The sequence below is a fragment of the Thermosporothrix sp. COM3 genome, assembly GCF_059696735.1.
Genome location: NZ_AP019376.1, coordinates 3,446,842 through 3,468,677, shown reverse-complemented (window position 1 = coordinate 3,468,677; position 21,836 = coordinate 3,446,842). Strand labels below are relative to the sequence as shown.

Annotated in this window: 15 protein-coding genes; 12 read left to right on the top strand and 3 right to left on the bottom strand. The window is 55.4% G+C overall.

The features are described from left to right. Positions 1-189 precede the first annotated feature (189 nt). Together KTH_RS14740 and KTH_RS14735 are read left to right on the top strand one after the other, a co-directional pair. On the top strand, positions 190-2,568 hold the full coding sequence (locus KTH_RS14740; RefSeq protein ID WP_497619657.1) for a hypothetical protein: 2,379 nt from the start codon (positions 190-192) through the stop codon (positions 2,566-2,568). A 136-nt stretch (positions 2,569-2,704) separates the two neighbouring features. Continuing rightward, a complete protein-coding gene (locus tag KTH_RS14735) occupies positions 2,705-5,098 on the top strand; it encodes a protein kinase domain-containing protein (RefSeq protein ID WP_497619655.1) in 2,394 nt (797 codons plus the stop codon). A 180-nt stretch (positions 5,099-5,278) separates the two neighbouring features. Here KTH_RS14735 and KTH_RS14730 read toward each other — a convergent pair whose 3' ends face one another. From KTH_RS14730 to KTH_RS14720, 3 genes are all read right to left on the bottom strand, one after another. Continuing rightward, on the bottom strand, positions 5,279-5,998 hold the full coding sequence (locus KTH_RS14730) for a TVP38/TMEM64 family protein (protein ID WP_111324834.1): 720 nt from the start codon (positions 5,996-5,998) through the stop codon (positions 5,279-5,281). A gap of 181 nt (positions 5,999-6,179) precedes the next feature. Then, on the bottom strand, positions 6,180-6,968 hold the full coding sequence (gene map, locus KTH_RS14725; RefSeq protein WP_497619653.1) for a type I methionyl aminopeptidase: 789 nt from the start codon (positions 6,966-6,968) through the stop codon (positions 6,180-6,182). Between the two features lie 95 nt (positions 6,969-7,063). Then, positions 7,064-7,360, bottom strand: a complete 297-nt coding sequence (locus tag KTH_RS14720) for an XRE family transcriptional regulator (RefSeq protein ID WP_111324836.1) — start codon at positions 7,358-7,360, stop codon at positions 7,064-7,066. 432 nt (positions 7,361-7,792) lie between these two features. Between KTH_RS14720 and KTH_RS14715 the strand changes: the two genes are divergently transcribed. The 10 genes from KTH_RS14715 to KTH_RS14670 all read left to right on the top strand — a co-directional run bounded on the left by KTH_RS14715 (position 7,793) and on the right by KTH_RS14670 (position 21,588). Further along, complete coding sequence (locus tag KTH_RS14715; protein WP_111324837.1) at positions 7,793-10,432, top strand: ATP-binding protein; 2,640 nt, start codon at positions 7,793-7,795, stop codon at positions 10,430-10,432. Positions 10,433-10,823: 391 nt separating this feature from the next. Continuing rightward, positions 10,824-12,974 (top strand): serine/threonine-protein kinase, encoded by a 2,151-nt coding sequence (locus KTH_RS14710; RefSeq protein WP_111324838.1) that lies wholly within the window; start codon positions 10,824-10,826, stop codon positions 12,972-12,974. A gap of 170 nt (positions 12,975-13,144) precedes the next feature. Continuing rightward, a complete protein-coding gene (gene tnpA, locus KTH_RS14705; protein WP_137686178.1) occupies positions 13,145-13,537 on the top strand; it encodes an IS200/IS605 family transposase in 393 nt (130 codons plus the stop codon). Further along, positions 13,530-14,114 carry an RNA-guided endonuclease InsQ/TnpB family protein gene (locus tag KTH_RS14700; RefSeq protein ID WP_497619648.1) on the top strand — a complete coding sequence of 195 codons (585 nt, stop codon included), beginning with the start codon at positions 13,530-13,532 and terminating at the stop codon, positions 14,112-14,114. The genes tnpA and KTH_RS14700 overlap by 8 nt, the downstream gene beginning before the upstream one ends. A gap of 541 nt (positions 14,115-14,655) precedes the next feature. Further along, entirely contained in the window at positions 14,656-16,509 is a 1,854-nt protein-coding gene (locus KTH_RS14695; protein ID WP_497618026.1) for a reverse transcriptase/maturase family protein, read from the top strand. A 12-nt stretch (positions 16,510-16,521) separates the two neighbouring features. Next, positions 16,522-17,295 carry an RNA-guided endonuclease InsQ/TnpB family protein gene (locus KTH_RS14690; RefSeq protein ID WP_497619646.1) on the top strand — a complete coding sequence of 258 codons (774 nt, stop codon included), beginning with the start codon at positions 16,522-16,524 and terminating at the stop codon, positions 17,293-17,295. Between the two features lie 153 nt (positions 17,296-17,448). Beyond that, entirely contained in the window at positions 17,449-18,252 is an 804-nt protein-coding gene (locus KTH_RS14685; RefSeq protein ID WP_170142973.1) for a serine/threonine protein kinase, read from the top strand. 304 nt (positions 18,253-18,556) lie between these two features. Further along, positions 18,557-19,924 (top strand): cystathionine beta-synthase, encoded by a 1,368-nt coding sequence (locus KTH_RS14680; protein WP_111325974.1) that lies wholly within the window; start codon positions 18,557-18,559, stop codon positions 19,922-19,924. Between the two features lie 185 nt (positions 19,925-20,109). Next, a complete protein-coding gene (locus tag KTH_RS14675; protein WP_111325972.1) occupies positions 20,110-20,964 on the top strand; it encodes an EamA family transporter in 855 nt (284 codons plus the stop codon). 195 nt (positions 20,965-21,159) lie between these two features. Next, complete coding sequence (locus KTH_RS14670; RefSeq protein ID WP_111325971.1) at positions 21,160-21,588, top strand: archease; 429 nt, start codon at positions 21,160-21,162, stop codon at positions 21,586-21,588. Positions 21,589-21,836: the final 248 nt, after the last annotated feature.

The following is a 21,836-nucleotide window of genomic DNA, read 5'->3' as shown; positions in this document are numbered from 1 at the left end:
GTTGATTCTCATAGATCGTGCGAAGGGTGGAGCTCGCTGAAGAGGCGTGGCGCGACAGGCAACGAGTTCAGCGCGGCGCGGCTTCTTCCCATTTTCAAGCGGTTTGTCTATTGTTAGAAATGCGGTTGATAGTGTAAAATGTCACGATAGAAGCGCGAGAAAAAGATTGAGGTCAGAGGAAGCGGGTATATGAGACAAGGAAACGGCTCTGAAATACTGGGACCCAACGATCCCCGTAGTCAGACAATTGGCGTTATCCATGTAGCACCGAACGATGAACGCAGAAGCATTTTAATGGCGATTCTGACGCAGGAGAAATTGCAGCGCAAGCAGATTGTCCTGATCCTGCCGCACCAGAATCGTGGGTTTCAGCGCCCTGTCGACTACGACGAACTGAAAGCGATGCGCAAGAAGATCAAGGCGAACATGGTCTTTGTGGCTCCGAGTGGCTCACCGGCGGCGAATTTTCTGCGGCACCGGAATTTTCCTGTCTATTCGTCACTGGAGGGCTATGTTCAATCGCTTGATGATGAACTGGCCGAAAGCGAGCAGCGCAAGGGCTGGTTCCCGCTGTTCAACAAGGGTAATGGTGGCGCGAAAGAGAAGCAAGCGAAGCCACAGGATCAGGACCCTTCCGCTTCCCCTCAACAATCGGCGCGTCCGCATGTCGTTGGCGGCACGGCGGCAGTTGGTGGCGCTCTGCTCGGGGCGGGCGCGGCAAACGCCATGCAGAAACGCGGGCCGGGTGACGACGCCGACGATGTCGATTTCTTTAACGAGGACAGCCCGCTTGAACCGCCAAGCCCTGAACAGGTCGACGCGCAACAGGGCTACCTGCCAAAGACCCCGCATGGCATCGACGACGATGAAGGCGGCGAGACGGCTCCACTGAATGAGGAGAATGAGATTGTCAGAGCCTCGGGCGTGGCAAGCACCCGTTCAGAGCCGGATGTTGCCCCCGACGACGAGCTGTCGATTATCGACCTTCAGCCAAAGCGCAAGGCGAAAGAGACAATCAAGCTCAATCAGCCCGATGAGGTCGAACTGCACCCGCTGCCTCCCCGACGCGCTTCGGGCAAGATCGGCGCGGACGCGAATCGCAATGGGAGAAGTGGTAAGCTCCCAACCGGCGCGTTGATCGGGGCCGGTGCCGGGGTCGCTGCTGCCGAAGGGCTGGCCCGCAAGAGCGCCTCACAGAGTAAACCGCTTCCGCGCACCAGTGGCAAGATGCCCGCGATCAATGCCGCCAGTACCGGCTTTCCAGGCTCGACCCGACGCACCACGACCACGAAACGGAGCGGTTGGCCGTGGCTGATCCTGATCGCGGTGCTGTTGCTGGCGCTGATTGGCGGCTGTGTCGGTGTCTCCTACGCGAACCCGAGCCTGTTCAGCAGCGTGCAGCAGGCGTTTACCGGGGCGCAGCCGGGCGCGACTATTTCGATCACCCCTGATAGTCGCATCGTCGAGAACAAATATATTGTGGTCGGTGTCGAGAAGAACCCGCCCCCTGACACATTGCAGATTCCGGTGCGGCGGCTCAATACCAGCGCCGAATCTCGAAAGATCAACGTGACCGCCTCGGGCCATACCAAAACCCCGGGCCGTACTGCTACCGGTACCCTGACTTTTCAGAATGGATCTTTCACGAACTCGTATACCGTAGGAACAAACACACCTATCCCGGCAGGAGATCTACAAGTCTTTTTGAAAGTTCCTGCTGTTATACCCGCTGCCTCGGGTGATGGATTCGGCGAAGTAACAGTGCCCGCATATGTTTCCGAACCCGGAGCGAAAGGGAATATATCAGCTTATACAATAAGTGGTGCTTGCTGTGCTTCCTCTGGAAATGTGCGAGTTATGAACACGTCGGCGTTCACCGGGGGGCAGGATCCGGTAGATTATCATTTCCTGACACAGGATGACGTTGATAAGGCGATCAACTCGGTGAAGAATGAGACATCGAGCAAGGCGCAGAATGATCTGAAGACGAAGTTGCAGGCGGGCGAGCAGATTGTGGGGAATCCGCAATGTCAGGTTCAGCCGAACGTGGACCAGCCGGTAGGTGATGAGGGGAGGGACATACGCGAGGCGACGGTGAGCGTGAAGGCGTCGTGTTCGGCGTGGGTGATGAAGCCTCAGGATTTGAAGCAGCTTGTCTCGAAGCGGCTCCAGGAGCAGGCGGGGTCTGCTTCCGATCTGGGACCCGGCTACAAGCTGATCGGTGATATCACCACGAAAACGCAGATCAAGGCAATCCAGCCGCTTCGGATGGAGGTAACCGCACAGGGGCTCTGGGCTTTCGAGATCACGGAGCAGATGAAGGACGCGTGGGCGAAAGCGATCGCGGGCAAGCCTGTCAACGAGGCGAAGGCGTATCTTGAGAAGCAAAAAGGGATCGCGAAAGGCAAAGTCTCGATCGAGATGAACGGTGACAAGCTTCCGACCGAGCTCGGACTGATCGGCTTCAGCATTCAGTCGGTGCCGGGTCTCAAGGGGAACGATGGAGTACCGAGCGGGCAACCGACCGTAACGGATGGAGATGGCGAAGGGCAGCCAGGGAACGGCTAGCGGCGGACGGACAGGTTCTTTTGCTCCGGTCACACGACACGGCGAGGCGCGAGAAAACGCGACAGGTGGCAATGATGGTAGGTGGTTGTGTTGAGAAAAAGCGGGTTCAAGCTACAGGAAAGGATCGCGAGGAGCAATGCTGTCTCTGGAAGGCAAGCAGCTTGGAAACTATGATATTATTCGCCGAATCAGGGTAGGAGGTATGGGAGCCGTCTATGAGGGGCGGCAGCGGACCGCGTTTGATCGGCGGGTAGCGATCAAGGTGATACTGGGGGACTACGCGACAGACCGGGATATGCGGCGGCGTTTCCTGCGAGAGGCGCGGACAGTGGCAGCATTGCGACATCCGCATATTCTGCCATTGTTTGAGTTTGGCGAAGAGCACGGCATCCTGTTCCTCGTCATGCCGTTTATCGAGGGGGGGACCCTGACCGGGTATCTGCGCCGGGGTCTGCCGGGGATTGGCGAAGTTGCCGCGATCTATCAGCAATTGCTCGATGCGGTTGAATATGCGCATGATGAAGGGCTTATTCATCGCGATATTAAATCCTCAAATGTCCTGCTTGACGTGCGGCGCAACGGTCCGCCCTATATCTATCTGGCCGACTTCGGGCTTGTCAGGATCGCGGCTTCGCGGCGGCGCAAGGGGCTGGACGATAGCCGCACCGGACGCCCGGGAAGGCCGATCCCGCTCGATCAGGTGCCGGGCACGCCCCAGTATATGGCGCCCGAGCAGACCCGAGGCATCATCACACCCCAGACCGACATCTACGCGCTTGGTGTCCTGCTCTATCAGTTGCTCACAGGAGATCTCCCCTACAACCACGAAGACGACGTGACCGTCATCAAGATGCACCTGTACGACCCGATTCCGCGTCCCTCTGACCGGGATACGACCATTCCCCGCGCGCTGGATGACGTGGTCCGCACGGCGATGGCGAAGCGGCCCGAGGAGCGGTATCGTACCATAGCCGAGTTGCGTGACGCCTTTCTGTCAGCAATCGAATCATCGCGATCTGGCCCGGTCATCGAGCTCTTTGAGGAGGCGGGCGGATTTGATGGCGATACCCTGACCGAGCCTGAGCCGGGTGGGCAAGCCTATCCGCTTGAAGAACTGCCCTCGCTCCCCGAGATCCCGACGTTTGAGCGCGCGCCCCGAGCGCCCGATCCCTCCCGGCGGCTGCGGCCCGCGATTACGGCGGCGCTGGTTCCAGAGCAACAGCCGGTCGTGCTGGAAAAGCGGGCGCGCCCGGTGCATACCACCGACGATTTTCAGCCGCGTGCCCGCACCACCGAAGACGTGATTGAGCCACCGAAGCGGAGAGCCGTCCCGCGTCATCGGCGGTTGCTCCTGCCGCTGCTCTTCTGCCTGATCGCCACCTCGATGCTGCTCACGCTGCTGATCTTGCCGCATGTCTTCGGGATCAGTATTTTTCCGGCGGGGTTCCCGGTGCTTGGCACGCCGGGTGATGCCATGATCTATGTCACGCCGGAGAGCAAGACGCTGGAGAATAGTTTTGTGCTCAGCGCCTCGCCTCAGAGCAAGGTGCCGAGTGTGGAGGCGCGAACGCTCCCCGATCGCGTGATCAGCAAGCAGCAACAGGGAAGCAGCACGATTCAGGCGCAGACGACGCGCACGGTTGAGGGAGCGCAGGCGCGGGGTCAGCTTGAGTTCTACAATACGAACCTGCTGCCGGTCACGATTCCCGCTCAGACCACGCTGGATGGTCCCAATGGCCTGAAGATCCAGACGCTCACCGAGATCAAAATCCCCGGACGCACCCTGACCGAACCCGGCAGGGCAACCACCGACGCGCTGGTGACGACGCCCGGCAGCGCTGGCAATATTCCCCCGGAGACGCTCAACGGGCCGTGCTGTAGCAAGGGCGTCACCGTGCGGAACCCGGAGGCGTTTAGTGGCGGCGTCGATGGGCAGGTGCTGCATGTGATCCAGAACGAGGATGTGGAGAAGGCGAAAGCCACGCTGACGGAGAAGCTGCAAAAAGAGGTCAGGGATCAGATTACGAAGGCGCTTGGCAAAGATGAGACGCTGGCCGGGCAACCGGAACTGAGCGTCAAGGCCACGGTCGATCCGCCGCTTGACACGCAGCCCGAGGCGGTCACGATCACGATTCGCGTGGATGGGCGTGGCGTCGCCTACAGGCGGGCTGTCGCCGAACAGCTTGCCACACGGCTGCTGGAATTACAGGCGAAGCAGCAGTTGAAGGACGCTTTTACGCTGCATGACACGATCAAGCCCGTGGGGGCGCTGACCGCGCGCAATGGGCCGAACAATATCATCTTCCTGACGGTGACGGTCAGGGGGACATGGCTGTATCACTTCAGCAAGCAGGAGATCGGGAACTGGCCCGAGAGCGTGAAGGGGGCCACGGTCGAGGCCGCGCTTGCCTACCTGAACCAGCAGCACGGGATCGCGAATGTTGAGGTCAAGCTACCGTTCGGGAGCGATCATCTGCCGGGCGAGATCGAGCGGATCAAGGTTGTGGTGGTGACACCAGACAGGCAGTGATGCTTTTCCTGTAGCCAGATGGCACGGGTGCGTGTATGTGCTTCGTATAGTCGAGAAAGGCGTGAAATAGGGCGGAAATATCGGGAGGCTTTTTGAGGGATGGAGAGGGCTGATTTCATGGGAGAAAGAGCGATTCAGGGGCATCGCCACCTATCGATACAGGGGGGACCTCTGAGCGGTTCAAGAGGCCCCGTTCTCTTTATTGTTGAGTTTCTTGATTTTTCTGCCCATCCATTCCTCAAACCTGTCACCATACTTAAAGATGACCACTATGACCAGCAGCGAGATGACACCAACAACAATCCATTCTACCAGCGACAACTGAAGCACGCCCGCGCCTACCAGTGTGGTCAGGAAGGTGCCAGGCAGGCGCCCGATCAGCAGGAAGAGAAAGAAGATGCTCGCGGGCATCGCGGAGAGCCCGGCCAGCAGGCAGAGCACATCATCAGGGAAGAAGGGCACCAGAAAGATGATGAGCAGCCCGAGCGAGTAGCGACCCGTAAAGAACGAGTTGTAGCGCTCGTATTGCTTGCGGCCCACCAGTTTGATCACAAAGACATGCCCGAGGAATCGCGCCAGGTAGAAGGCCAGCATCGAACCGACCACAATCGCGCTTCCACTGAGCAGGAAGCCGGGCACGATACCGAACAGCGCCCCGCCGGCAAGGGTCGTGATATTGCCGGGAATGGGCGAGACGATCACCTGAGTCACCTGTATCAGGAAGAAGATCAGGGGAGCCCAGGCGCCGAAGCTCTGCACATAGGCGCGCAGGCTATCCAGCGACGAGAAGATCTGCTTATAGCTCTCAAAGTTGGGCAGCACGTGCAGAAAGAAAAAGAGCGCTGCGCCAACGACGATCAGGACAGTCAAGGCAAAGTAGAAAAGGTTTTTCTTTGACAAACGGGTAAATCCTTTCACTGAGTCAGAGAGATATGTAAACGGCGTGTGTGCTGTTTTGCTGCTATTTCCGACCGGAGATCCTGTTTGTCTTTAGTACGAGAGAGATGGGGTAGGAGTTACAGGAAAGGAGGAGCAAGGAAGGCGGCGCGCCAGCCCTATGACGCGCCGGAGCAACAACCTGTTACGGCAAGGTCAGGAGCTCGGGAGCGCCATCGGTGACCGCAAGCGTGTGCTCGTACTGCGCGGAGAGTTTCCCATCAGCAGTACAGATTGTCCAGCGGTCTGCAAGCATGCGAACCGCAGCCACGCCCTGGTTAATCATCGGCTCGACCGTAAAGACCATCCCCTGACGGATGCGCAGGCCAGTACCCGGACGTCCGTAATGTGGGACAAGAGGATCTTCGTGCAAGGAGCGTCCGACGCCGTGACCGGTCAGCTCGTGGACAGTGGTATAGCCGTGCGATTCGGCATAGCTCTGAATGGCGGCGCCAATATCGCCGAGGCGATTATTCGGGCGAGCCTGCTCAATACCGAGCTCCATGCAGCGTTTCGCCACATCGAGCAAGCGCTGCGCCTCCTCGCTGATGGTGCCGACGGGGTAGGTTGTGCAGGAGTCGCCGACCCAACCATTGTAGAGAACGCCGATGTCAACGCCGATGATATCGCCATCTTTCAGGATGGCCTTCTTGCTTGGAATGCCGTGACAGACGACCTCATTGACCGAAGCACAAATGGTACCGGGGAAAGGAGGTGTGCCGGGATGGCCATCGCGGGCGGGACGAGCGCCATAGCCCTTGTAGATCGGGGTCGCGCCTTTGCTGCGGATATAGTCTTCAGCGATCTGGTCCAGTTCAGCGGTCGAGACGCCCGGCTTGACGTAGGGGCGCAGGACCTCGAACGTTTCCGCGACCAGCCGACCGGCCTCGCGAAGCTTCGCGATCTCGCTGCGAGATTTGAGCATAACAGCCATAATCGAAATTCCTTCTGTCTTGTTAACGCATCGGAATGCTTGTTTGTGATAGGGCAATACCAATCGAGAACACAATGCTGTGAGCATCGAATGGCCTATAGATGAGCATGGGGTTGAAGTGCACTCTGTTCCTGTTCTGAAGGGACATTTCGTTCCCAGGAAAGGAGATCATTGACCGTAACAGAGAAGTAGCGACTGAAGTAGTGGAGGAGCTGGTCCACTGTCCCATAGTCAATGCGGCGGCTGCGACCGGTGTTCAGGGCAGCGATGACGCTGAGGGGAACACCGCTTTCGGCGGACAGACGGCGCAGGCTCAAAGGGGGCAGGCCCCGGCTGGTGCGCACCTGGTTCACGCGTGCAAGCAAGGGACGCAGCGTGCAGTAAATAGTCACGGTCAGAATCCTCCTGGCTTTTTCTAAGAACTTCGACCTGCGAAAGGCTTCTCAAAAACTCCTGATGCTCTCTGTGAATGGCATGCCTTCTACTCCGAATACAATACCAGAAGTGTACCGGGATGTCAATACACGTTGCGGCCATTCAATGGAGGAAAAAGAGGAATGGAGTAACTGGAGCATACGTGTAAGGAAAAAAGAAGAGAAACAAGGGATAGTGATTGACGGAAATGGGAGAATGCGTTAGACTTAGAACTGTTTTCTGCAAGGGCAAAAGTTGTTACAAATTACGAATCGCGAATCAACAGCGAAGAACAGGCGTGGAAGCAGAACGGTGATCGGGTGGGTTCCCGAGGCGAAAAACGAAACGGATGTCGGGAGTAAGTGGGAAAGGAGGTTGCGGCGCCTCTCGGGTGAGCGCTGCTGAGGACTGTGGAAGAGAGAAACAGAAATGCGCATGTTGAGCACTGCCCGCTGTGGGAGCCAGGTGAGAGTGAATTACAGTTGCAACGGCTTCTGGGGCCATTGGGGATTGAAACCATCATGGTGCTGGACATGCAAGGACATCTCCTCTCCATCAACCCTGCTGGCATGCGGGTGCTGGGAATCGAGGATGAGGCCCTTTTTCGCGGGAAATCCTGGTCTGCGTTCTGGGATCAAGCCTCTCAGCCCCTTGTTCGGGAGGCGGTGAGAAGCGCGCGCGAAGGGCGTGCGGACCGATTTGAAGGCTTTTTTCCGACCCTGAAGGGAGCGCCGAAGTGGTGGGAGGTGATCGTCATGCCCGTCTGGCCGCCGGGCGACACTTCCTGCATCCTGGCGATGGCGCGCGATATCACCGAGCGTAAACGGGCCGAGATTGAGCAGCAGGAACAGGCGATGCTCGCAAAGATGCGGCTTGAGCTCAGCCTGCTGATGAGCAGTGATGATCCTCTTAACGAGGTGCTGGAGCGCTGTGTCTGCATGCTCAAGCAGTCGCTTCCGGCTGAAATGGTAGGAATCTGGACGCTGAACGCGGCGGCGCAGATGCTGGAGTTGCAGGCTTGTGAGGGACTGACGCCACAGGAGCGGGCCGACTACCGCTGTCTCCCACCTGGAGCCGAGGGCCCGGGGCGCGTGACGACACAACGGCTCTACTGTGCCGAGCTTCAGGAGGCGTGGCCCGCACTGAAGCGGGTCGGGAAGCGCTATCTGCTGGTGTATCCGCTGGATGTCGGGGACCGCCTGACCGGGGCGCTGGTTTTCTGCCTGGAATATATGTGCAGCCCGGCGGTACAGCAGGCGCTCCATGTGATGGCGAATACCATCGCTGTAGGGATCGAGCATCGGAGATCAGAGGAGGCGCTGCGCTTTCTCCTGCGGGCAAGTACCGTTATCGCGTCCTCATTGAAGATCGAGGAGACGGTGCAGCAGGCGGTCGAGCTGGCTGTCCCAACGCTGGCTGATTTCTGCTTTATCGACCTGCTGTCGAAGGACGTGCTCTCACGTGTGGCCTGTACGGCGGTGCCAGAGCTTTCTGAGCGGTGTCAGGAGTGTATGCGCTATGTGCCCACGCGGGCGATGGAGAGCCACCCTGTGATTCAAGCGATTCGCTCCCGCGAGCCAATTGTTGCGCCCTATATGCTGGAGCAGTATATCCAGCGGGCCAGTACCTCGCCTGAACATCTCCAGTTTTTGCATGATATGCAGATTACTTCGGTGCTGGTGATGCCCCTCTTTGCGCGAGGGAAGGCGCTCGGGGCCCTGGTTGCCTGTTATACGCGGCAATCCGGACGCCATTATACCGGGACTGATGTGGCGCTTGCGAAGGAGCTGGCTGCGATGGTGGCCCGAGCGATCGATAATGCGCGGCTCTATACCGAGGCGCAGGAGGAGATTGCCAGGCGCAGGCAGATGCAGATTGAGCGCAATCACTTGCTGCTTCGCGAGCGTGAGGCCCGGGCCCGAGCCGAGCTACTCGCTGAAAACCTGAGCCAGCATCGGCGCTGGCTGGAACGCGTGCTTGACCTGTTGCCAACGCCGGTCATGCTGATCGAGCCACAGCGGCAGAAGATCACCTTTGTAAACAAGGCTGCGCATCGCTTGCTCTGTAACGAGGAACCCGAGCGGAACGAGCAGGTGCGCTGTTCCTGCTTTGATCTCCAGAGCCAGCATATGCAGCCGGTCCTTGCTCTGGTGATGCAGGCGGCGCGAGGGGAGTCGGTTCAGCATGTACAGCTCGATTGGGAGACGCCGACCGGATGCAAGACGGTCCTGATCGGTGCGACCCTGTTGCACGAGATGTATGGGTATACGCCCAGGGTGCTGCTCTCGTTTCTGGATATCACTGGCTTGAAGGATGCGGAGCGGCGCAAAGATGAGTTTATCGGGCAGGCAAGCCATGAGCTCCGCTCGCCGTTAGCAGCGATTCAGGCCAATTTGCAATTAGTTGAATATTTGCATCAGCAGGTTCGGCAGAGGCTGGAACCGCTGCCCGCGGAGCTGGGATCTCAGGCTGATATGATCGAGAGCCAGCTACAAAGCGCGCTGCGCCAGGTGGGCGTACAGGATCGGCTGATTAGCGATCTGCTCGATGCGTCCTCGATTCAAGAACGCAAGCTGGTCGTAACGTTTGAGTCCTGCGATCTGGTGCAGATTGTGCGGGAAGTGGTACATGATTTTCGCGTTTCGGCGCCCGGGCGCACGATTCGCTGTCAGGTGAGCCGGGAGCGGGTGCAGGCCTGTGTCGATCCGGTGCGCATCGCGCAAGTGGTCGGGAACTATCTGTCCAATGCCTTGAAATATTCGATGGCAGAAGTGGAGGTGGGATTGCGCGTGGAGGGTGAGCAGGCGCGGATCTGGGTGCGTGATCGCGGGCAGGGATTGACCCCTGAGCAGCAGCGGCACGTCTGGGAGCGCTATTATCAGGCGGAGGGAGTGCAGGTCTATGGAGAGGGTGGGCGAGGCTTAGGACTTGGATTGCATATTTGTCGTACGATTGTTGAGCTGCATCAGGGATCTGTCGGTGTCGAGAGTGAACCGCAGAAAGGTTCCCTGTTCTGGTGCTTATTGCCGCTCAAGCAAGCTGCGTTATAGGCGAAAAGCGAGCTTGTGGTGATCTACCGACAAAGGAGAAGCAAACCATTCTTTTTGTGCTGACACTTGTAGATACATTTCAAGATGTCACGGGAAAATCTGACCTTTCTATATGCAACACTTTCAATTTATGTTAGTATACTAGAAGGGCCTGGCGGGGGAACGTGGAAAGAAGGCGTCAAGAAGTGGTTGAGAAGTGGTTAAGAAGTGTGCTCAAATTGACGAAAAGGACAGCTATTCGTACTCAATGGTACCTGTATGGATATAGATTGACAGAGAAGTGGTGTAAACACAGGGGAGTGAGAGTATGCGGAGCAGAAGCGTGCATACCCCGGGGGAAAGGAGGAGCGGGTTTGAATCTGAATGCATGTAGGATCGGAGGATGTAACCGATGAGTGAGCGCACCGGGCAGCAGTTCGGCAATTATCGGCTTGTGCGTTTGATCGGTAAGGGAGGCTTTGCAGATGTGTACCTGGGTGAGCATAAATACCTGAAAACGCAAGCCGCCATCAAGATAATGTGTCAGCGGATGACCACGGCTCACAAGAAGGAATTCGCGCATGAGGCGCAGACCATTGTAAAACTGAAGCATCCTCATATACTGAAGATTTATGACTTCGGGTTTGCCGATGATATCCCCTATATCATCATGGAGTATGCCGAAAAAGGAACGCTGCTCAAGCGGCATCCCCGGGGGGTGCGTGTCCCTCTCTTGTCTGTTGTGTCTTATGTCAAGCAGGTTGCGTCTGCCTTGCAGTATGCGCACGACAACAAGATTATTCATCGGGATATCAAGCCCGAGAACATGCTTCTTGATGAGCAAGACCGGGTCATTTTAAGTGATTTTGGCCTGGCTGCGACTGCGCACAACACGATTTCGATGCAGCGGGTCGACCGTTCGGGCACTCCGCATTATATGGCTCCAGAACAGTTTCAGGGGAAGCCCCGGCCTGCCAGCGATCAATATGCGCTCGGTATCGTGGTCTATGAGTGGCTCTGCGGCGAACGCCCGTTTAACGGGGCCTCTCCCTTTGAATTGGGCTGGCACCATGCCTACGATCAGCCGCCACCGTTAAGCAAGAAGAATACCTTCATCTCGGCGGAGGTCGAAAAGGTGGTGCTGACTGCTCTGGCGAAAGATCCTCAGCAGCGCTTCAAGAGTATCCTCGAATTTGCCGAGGCCCTTGAGCAGGCTGGACAGGCCGCCAGACCGGTCAAATTGATTATGCCCAGACAGCAGGATCCCGCTCCTCAGCTTGCGGGCACACCGTTCCTCTCGCCGGGCCGTGAGGAGGCGACCGAGGAACATAGCATGCAATCGCTGGCCGTACAACCGCTGTTCCGGCAAGATATGCCGCTGGCTTCGGTTGCCTCGATGGCTGATATCCCTTCGCTCGACCTGCCTGATGATCTGGAGATTCCGCCCCACTTGCAGGAGCTTTCACCGACGCAGCTTCGTGGGCCCGAGATGTCGCCTGCACTGTTCAAAGGGCCTGAGCTTTCGCCGTCGCTCTTGAAGGGGCGCGAGCTCTCGCCGTCGGTGTTCAAGGGGCCTGAACTCTCGCCCGCCTTACAGAAACCGGCTCCCCGTTTCCCTCATACGCCCTGGCGTGCCGCAATGGGCGAAGAGCCTGTCGGAACGCTGCTGTGTGTCTATCGGGGGCATACCTCGAAGATTCATACGCTTTCGTGGTCGCTTGATAGCAAGTGGATTGCTTCGGGCAGTATGGACTGCTTCTGTATCTGGGATGGGCGAAGCGGAAAGGTCGCGTTTACCACGCCACATACCGGGAATATCACGGCCTGGGCGCCGAATGGACGACACCGGGCGATGGTGCAGTATGGCGAACTGACGGTGATTGATGCGCAGGAACATCAGAAGGTGCACCAGTATATCGAGGGCTGGATTGACGCGATGGCGTGGTCTCCCGACAGCCGGTTTCTGGCGCTTGGTGGGGAGAGCGGCAAGGTCTACATCTGGGATGTCATTAACGATCAGAGCGTGATTACCCATCGCAGCCACTCGAAGGGGATCAAATCGCTGGCCTGGTCGCCCGATGGACGCTATATTGCGGCGGCGGGTGATGACGGGCTGATCTCCATCTGGGATAACGCCCCGAAAATTCGATTTCTGGCGCGAAAGGCCAGCGTGGTGTTTCGTGGACATATTGCCTCGATTCGAGGGCTGGCGTGGTCGCCCGATGGCTCGCGCATCGTGTCCAGTAGCTGGGATAATACGGTCCAGGTCTGGGATGCCTCGACGGCGGCAACGCTGGTTCATTATCGGATGCATAGCGGACTGGTGAACTCGCTTTCCTGGTCGCCTGATAGCAAATACATTGCCTCGGGTGGGCAGGATCATACCGTGCAGGTCTGGGATGCCTCATCGGGCCAGATTATTTATACCTATGAGGGACACAGGCAGGATGTCAGCAATGTTGCCTGGTCGCCCGACGGAACGCGGATCGCGTCTGTCGATACGTTCAGTGGAGATGAGGAGGGGAATCAAGTGTATAGTGTTCAGGTCTGGCAGACGATTTAGCAAAGCGCCCCGTAAACCCCCTAGCTTTAGCTATGGGGATAGAAGGGGCGTTCCTTATGGGGTGATTGTGGAAGGGCCGCGTAGGAGGATTGCGTCAAAGTCGCAACACTAGATAGCTCAAGATATTGACAATAGGTAGCCTCATGCTGTATACTACTCCCATGAGTAGGATGAGTTACAAATCAAACAAGAATGTGCTCTATTCTTGCAAATATCATGTGGTCTGGTGCCCCAAGTACAGACGGAAAGTCCTTGTGGAACCAATAGATACACGACTCAAACAAATTATTGAAGAGGTGTGTCAGGAGCACAAGTTTGATATCCTAAGCATGGAGATCATGCCTGATCATGTCCATTTGCTTATCGAATGTGATCCACAATTTGGTATTCATAAGCTTGTGCGACTCCTCAAAGGGCGTTCATCTCGTCTCCTGCGTCAGGAGTTTCCAGTATTGGAGAGGAAGCTCCCAACGCTCTGGACCAATTCCTATTTTGTTTCAACTGTGGGTGGAGCGCCTCTTGCAGTCATCAAACAGTACATAGAGAACCAGAAAAATGTCTAAAGAGAAGAAACAGGCACAACTGAAAAAGACACGCAAACAGAAGAGTCTGAACCTGCGCAACAAGGCGTTTAAATTCCGCATATATCCAACTGAGAAACAAATTGGGAAGTTGCAATGGACGCTCAGGCGGTGCAAGGAACTCTACAATGCTGCTTTGGAAGAGAGACGCGAAGCCTATCGCATGGCTGGTGTGTCTGTTTCTTACTACACTCAGAACAAGCAACTCCCTGAAATCAAAGAGATACGGGAAGAATATCGGGATATCCATAGCCAAGTCCTGCAAGATGTGCTCACCCGTGTGGATAAAGCCATGGACAACTTCTTCAGGCGAGTCAAGAATGGGGAAAAGCCAGGATACCCCAGGTTCAAATCGGGAGACCGATACGACAGCTTCACCTATACCCAAAGTGGGTTTGAAATCATGAAAGGCAAGCTCAACCTCTCAAAGAGAGGACGGGTCAAGATCAAGCTCCATCGCGAGATAGTTGGAAAGATCAAGACCTGCACGATGAAACGTGAGGGGGACCAGTGGTATGTGGTTGTGCGCCGTTTCGGCGCCTGTTTAATAGCTCCATAGGAGCAGGAGGCTGAGAGCAAGAACCTCTTAGGGCAACTGACCTACCTAGCGTTGAAAGACAAAGGGGAAAGTAGCATGTCAGTAACGCGGTTAAACGCGAAAGTATGTAGCGTGATGCACCGCAAGCCCTGTACGCATGGTGAAACCTGGATTGGCTGAACCCTAATTTCCAACGGTGCAATACCACACCCGTCGCAGCATACTTGAAGCGACGATACCGTAATACGTGCCTGAACACTGCGGGCACGGAAACAGCTAGCCGAAGATCGCGGCTAGTAAACGCTCTCTACGGTAAGTGACCTACAATGAATAGGTTGAAGGAAATGAACGGGGCACCTAAACGTACTCAACGTTGAACAAGCGCAAATACGGGATCACCTACGGGTGGCGACACCTACGGTGACGGAACCCCCATAGTAGGGAGGGCTGAAAGGCATCAGCCTGAACAAAGGGGCAGTCATTGAAAAATGACGAGAGCTTGCCCTTTGATAAAGGCAAGCAGGGTAGGTATCAATGAGAAACAGATAGCAAGGTACGTGTGATGCGTAGCGCCAACACTATCCTAGAACTCATCCGCGAGCGAGGCAAAAGAGGATTGCCCCTGGAACGGATCTACAAACTCCTGTTCAACAAAGACCTCTACCTCACAGCCTACGGGAAAATCTATCGAAACAAAGGCGTCATGACTCATGGCGTTACCGATGAAACCCCTGATGGCATGTCACTGGAAAAGATTGATGCGATCATAGAAGCGTTGCGATATGAACGGTATCAATGGCTTCCAGCGAGACGAACCTACGTGCCAAAGAAAAACGGGAAAAAGCGCCCGCTTGGCATGCCAGTCTGGTCAGACAAATTGGTTCAAGAAGTGATACGCCTCATTCTTGAAGCCTATTACGAACCAGGTTTTTCTGAACATTCACATGGATTTCGACCTGAACGTGGATGCCATACCGCGCTGAGAGAAATCTACTACAACTGGCATGGAACCACCTGGTTCATAGAGGGAGACATTTCGCAATGCTTCGATAAACTCAGCCATGAATTGCTCCTCAAAGAACTTGGCGAGAAAATTCACGATGGAAGGTTTATCAACCTCATTCAGAAATGGCTCGACGCGGGATACATGGAAGATTGGACGCTGAACCAAACGCTAAGTGGAGTTCCACAAGGCGGTATAGCAAGCCCCATTCTTTCAAACATCCTCCTCGACAAACTGGACAAATTTGTAGAAACGATCCTGATCCCACAATACACCAGAGGGGTCAAAAGAAGAGCGAATCAAGCGTACAAAACCCTTATGCAAAACTCTAGTCGGCAACGACGAAAAGGAAACGTAGAAAGGGCCGAGATCGCAAGAAAGAAAGCTCAACAATTACCGTCTCAAATGACGAATGACCCTGACTACAGACGCCTCAAATACGTGAGATACGCCGATGATTTCCTTTTAGGCTTCATAGGACCAAAATCAGAGGCGGAAGAAATCAAGCAAGCACTCCAAAAGTTCTTGCGAGAAGAACTCAAGCTAGAATTGTCGGAGGAAAAGACGCTCATTACCCACGCCAGGAGCGAAGCGGCACGATTTCTTGGCTACCAAGTAACCATCAACCAAAAAGATGAGAAGCGAACTACCTCCAGGAATGGGCGAGATCGCAGAAACATCAATGGAAAGATCGGATTACAAGTGTCAACAGACGTAATCAAAGCGAAATGTGAACCACTGCTGCGGAACCAGAAAGCAATACATCGAACAGAACTGACGCCAGAGAGCGATTTCTACATCATCTCCAAATATCAGTTAGAGTTCCGAGGTATTGCCAACTATTATCGTTTGGCCTACAATATGCACACACTCAGAAAACTGAAGTGGGTCATGGAAACCTCATTGACGAAAACACTGGCACACAAACACAAGATGTCAGTGGCAAAAGTCTATGAGAAATATGGGACCAAGCTCGTCGTAGACGGCAAGGAATACAAAGGTCTCCAAGTCCGTATACCGCGACAAGATAAGGAGCCGCTAACAGCCACCTGGGGAGGTGTATCGCTATCATGGGATATCGAGGCAACCCTTGAAGAGCAGCCAAAACGTGTCTGGACCGGACGTTCGGAATTGGTACAAAGACTCCTTGCAGATTTCTGTGAACTTTGCGGAAATTCCGAAGATGTAGAGGTACATCATATACAAGGGATGAGAAAAGTCCACGAATACCCAGGGAGACCAAAACCGGAGTGGGTGAAGAGAATGATAGCTCTTCAACGGAAAACGTTACTGCTCTGCAAAACGTGTCATGAGGATGTCGAACATGGACAACCACTAAAACGGCCTACAATCAGTCTCACGGAGGTAAAAGCCCTGAGAAAGAGAGCTAAAGCCTTGATACTGGAGAGCTAGGTGCATGGAAACATGCAAGCCAAGTTCGGGGGAGGGCGGTTGGAAACGTACTCATATGAGCAACGCGCTTGCCGCCTATCCTACTTCACGACTGAATACGAATTTGATCCCTCCATGGCCTTCCATCCCACAACCAGAGAAGTAGGTGTTGATCTAGGAATAAACTCTTTTGCTGCTCTCTCAGATGGAACGTTCATCGAGAACCCCAGGTACTACCGCAATGAGGAAGAGAAGATCCAAGCAGCACACAAGAAGATTGCACGCAGGAAGAAGGGAAGTCATCGGCGAAACCGTGCGAAGAAGGAACTTTCTCGACTCTACCGGAAAGTCCGCAACCGAAGAAGAGACTTTCTGCACAAGCAGTCAAGAAAGCTCGTCAACGAGAATGCGGTTGTGGTGTTCGAAGACCTCCAAGTCGACAAGATGACCAAACGTCCAAAACCAAAGCAGGACGAGGATGGAAAGTATTTACCAAACGGAGCTGCCGCAAAGGGTGGCTTAAACAAGAGCATCTTGGATGCAGGATGGAGTGCCTTTGTTGCTCTCTGTGCAAGCAAAGCGGAAGAAGCTGGCTGTACCGTCGTCAAAGTGGCACCCAAAGATACCTCCCAAGTCTGCTCATCATGCGGGTGTGTGGTGAAGAAGGATTTGAGTGTCCGCTGGCACTCTTGTCCGCATTGTGGGTGTGAACTGGACCGTGACCACAATGCGGCACTTAACATACTCATCCGCTACCGTAAATTAAAAGGGGCAGGAAGTGTCCCACAGTTATCCCCCGTGGGGTAGCTGTAGAAGCCCCTGCATTTATGCATGGGGTGCTTCACAAACCGAGAAGCTGAGAAGCCGGGTGGGCGAAGCTGATCGGGTCGAATGTGTGCAGGAGATTCCCGCGCTTGCTGCGGACTGGTTGAACGACATAATCATTGTCAGGAGACGGAGATGCCTGCTTCTGTGCGCATGATCGGAAATTACCGATTGCTTCGCCTGCTTGATGAGTATGTGGGATGCGCCCGCTATCTGGCGGAAGATGTTTCTACACATACCCTGGTCCAGATCTCGCTGCTTGCCCCGCCTGGCCGGGGGCGCTTGAATGGCGCTCTGCATCTGCTGAACTGGCTGGCGGGAATTGAGCATCCGCAGATACAGGGGCTGTTTGACATCGGTGAGGTCTCCGGGTGCCTGTACTACACGTCCGAGTATCTTCCGGCTGGCAGCTTGCGCGAGCGACACCATCCCGGGGCTATTCTCCCGCTCGAACTGGTGCGCCACTATGTGCAACAGATAGCGCAACCTCTGCACTATCTGCATTCGCTCGGCGCTGTATATGCGTCGTTACGTCCCGAGAATATCCTTGTTCATGCCGGGAATGACCTGATTCTGAGTGATTTTGGTCTGCGTGAGTATCTCTTTCGCCTGCATTTTGGTGATGTCATACACCCGCTCTTTCTCCGTTACACGGCCCCTGAGCTCCTGCGTGGCTGGCGGCTGCCCGCGAGCGATCAGTATATGCTGGCACTGCTGCTGTATGAGTGGCTCAGCGGCGCTCACCCCTTTGACGACACGCTGCAAGCGCTCAGCGAGGCGCATCTTAAGAAGCAGCCACCCTCGCTGCTCGAGCACATGCCCCTGCTTCCTGAGGCTGTAGATGAGGTGCTTCAGATCGCGCTGGCGAAAGATCCCATGCGGCGTTTTGCCTCTATTCGCGCCTTCGCGACTGCCTTCGAGCAGGCGTGCAAGGCGTAGAGGCTCATTTTTGCTGCATGCTGCTGAGGATTGGAGGGCTGCATTTTTTCTCGCTAAAAGACGAAAAAGCGTAGTCGATCTATGCTGGCAAATAGACTCTGCAATAAAGAACCATTTTGTGTTATTCCGGCGCTCGTGTGCTATACTGAATAGCACGAAAAAGAATGATCCCGTAATGCGGCAGCCGGGCGGGAAGGCGGCTTCCCGGCTGGTTGGTCTTTGCGTTTTTTCGGGACAGTCACGATCCTGGTGAGAGGAGTGTTCTAAGAACGTGAACGAGATGAAAGAGACAGTGCCCGGCGAGATGAGGTATCGCAATTCGATCCTTGAGACGATCGGGAATACGCCGCTGATCCGCTTGCGGCGTGTTGCTGCCGATGTTCCTCCCCTTGTGCTGGCAAAAGTCGAGTTTTTCAATCCTGGCGGTAGTGTAAAGGATCGGATTGGACCCGCCATGATAGAGTATTGTGAGCAGAAAGGCCTGCTGCGCCCGGGCGGTACCATTGTTGAGCCGACGAGCGGGAACACCGGGCATGGCCTGGCGATTGCGGCAGCGCTCAAGGGCTATCACTGTATTTTTGTCATGACGGATAAGGTGAGCGAAGAGAAGCGAAGCCTGCTCCGTGCCTATGGTGCGGAAATAGTGATCTGCCCGAGCAATGTAACGCATGATTCACCCGAATACTATAAAAATGTGGCGTATCGGCTGGCGAAAGAGATTCCCGGGGCGGTCTGTCCCGATCAGTACTCGAATCCAGCGAACCCCGAGGCCCATTATCGAACAACCGGGCCTGAGATCTGGCGGGATACCGCGGGCAAACTGACGGCGTTTGTGGCCGGTATCGGGACGGGTGGCACGATTACGGGCGTAGCGCGCTACCTCAAAGAGCAGAATCCGAATGTGAAGATTATCGGGGCTGATCCCCCGGGCTCCGTCTATTCGGGCGATGAACCCGGACCCTATAAGGTTGAGGGCATCGGCATGGATATGTTCCCGCGGAACTATCACCCCGAACTGGTGGATGAGGTGATCCGAATCGATGATCGGACCTCGTTCTACTGGGCGCGACGGCTGGCGCGTGAGGAGGGCATTCTTGTTGGTGGCTCAGCGGGTACGGCGCTTGCGGCGGCTCTGACCTATGCGCGACGCCTGACGAAAGATGATGTGCTGGTGGTGTTGCTGCCCGATACCGGTCGCGGCTACCTGAGCAAGCAGTTTAACGATACCTGGATGCGCGAGAATAACCTGCTGGTGCAGGCCGAGAGCGAGCAGCCGACGATGTATGATGTGCTCACCTATCGCCGGCAACATATGGGGAATATGCCGCTGGTGGTCAGTGTGGCCCCGAATGATTCGATTGCAAACGCGGTTGAGCTGCTGCGCCGCTATGGCATCAGCCAGACGCCGGTTATGGAGCATGGGACGATGGTTGGCAGCCTGACCGAGGACCGGCTGTTGAAGCGGCTGGCAAGCGGTGAGCCGCTGGAAGAAACGACTGTTGGTCAGGTACAGGGCCCGCCTTTCCCGACGCTTGAGGCCAACGCGCCCGCCCGTGAGGCATACACGCTCTTTACGATGGGGCATGTCGCGGTTGCGGTGATGGCGAACGGGCTGCTTGAGGGCATCGTGACCAAAAGTGACCTGCTCGAATTCTGGGCACACTCCCGTTAATTCGCTCTTTTATAGATGAGCAAAAACTGATACAATAGTTTCTCCGGTTGCTTGCTTTGCTGGCTCCGGAGAAACGCTTTTTTTTATGGACTGTATTTCGCAAACAACGACAGAAGGAGTGAATCACTCTTCTCCATATACTGTCGAGATACGTTGCACTGCACCTGGAAAGGATGTGATGGGCTGTGTCACTGCTTTCGTTGGGTCTTGTTGTGGGAGCGGCAGCGTTTCATGCCTGCTGGAATCTGTTGTTAAAGCAGGCGAAGAACAAGCAATTATTTCTCATGTGGGCCCTGTTATGTACCGTCGTCTGCCTGGTCTGTTTGCCATTTTTGCCACCGGTACCCGCGCAGGCCTGGCCGCTGCTGATCTGTAGCGCGGTTGTCGAGGCGCTCTACTATATATCGCTGGCCTGGGCATATAAGCTGGGAGATTTCTCGCAGGTCTATCCGATCGCTCGGGGAGCCGCTCCGGCGCTACTGACGCTGTGGAGCGCTCTTTTTTTATCTGAGACGCCAAAGGCAACGGGACTGCTCGGGATCGGGCTTCTGGTCATCGGTCTTATTATTGTCGGCATTGGTTCTTCGCTCCGTGAGTTCTCGTTCTCGAAGCTCAGCTTCCCCGCGATTGCTGTCGCGTTGTTAACTGCGCTTTGTATCTCCATTTATAGTGCTATCGATGGTGCTGCTGTCCGGATCGCTGATCCCTTGCCGTATGTGCTCTGGATCTTTGCGCTTTCGGCAATCTTTGCCGCGCCATTTATTCTCTGGCGCTATGGAGCGCGCCCGGCGCTGCTCGAACTGAAGGTGAACTGGTTCCGTATCGTTCTGGTTGGCCTGCTCTCGCTGCTGACCTATGGCGCTGTCCTGTTCGCCTACTCTTTCGGACAGGTGAGCTATGCCGGTTCGGTTCGAGAGGTCAGCATTGTGTTTGGCGCGTTTATGGGCTGGCGCTTTCTGGGTGAGGGGTTTGGCATGCCCAGAATTATCGGCTCGCTGCTGATCTTTGCCGGTATTCTCGTCATCGCGATTCTGGGGTAGGAGAAATTCGACAGAAAGTTGAATAGTGCGGGACCGATCTGCTTGACAAATCGCAAAACATCCTGTATGCTTTGTACGAAGAAACGTGCTTCATAGGAAAAGAAAGGGGGCAGTGCTCACCATGTTTGCAATATATCTTTCCTCCAAACTATATCCCTCCTTGCAGAAACGACGATCTGCCCTCAGGTTGGCGTAATGGCTGAATTTACGCAATCCTATGAAGTTTTTGAGCATACCGCAGATGTTGGGATCCATGCCTATGGTCGCACGTTAGAGGAGCTGTTTGCTGCTGCGGCGCTGGGAATGGAAAGTCTGATGATTGCGCCAGAACAGCTTCGAGTTGAGACCAGCCGCGAGGTTATTGTTGAGGAACAGAACCTGCTCGCCCTGCTCATTGCGTGGTTGAACGAGCTGGTGTTCCTCTTCGATACGGAATTCTTGCTCTTTCGAGAGGTTGAGATTCTCGAACTCAGCGAGCAACGGTTGCGCGCGCGTGTCGGGGGTGAGCCCTATGACGCCGAGCGCCACGAACTCAGTAGCGCGATCAAGGCTGTCACCTGGCACGAGGCCTCAATAACTTCCGTTGATGGCGGTTACAGGGCACGAGTGATCTTCGACATCTAGTTGAGCGCTCACGCGCGGTTCCCGGGACACTTTTTGTGTAGCCTGACGTGTCAACTCTCAGGGGCGCATATCCACTCTCTATTGATCGGGTAACCCCTTTTTGTGGCTTCTGCATGGGAGAAAAGAAGTCTTTCTGGATTTTACAGGCTATCAGGATAGAAAAGGGAGAAAGAATCTCTTTCCGCATACGAGGGCATAAAACGAAGATACAGTGAAAAGAGCCGGTTGGCTTTATCAGGAGAACGGAG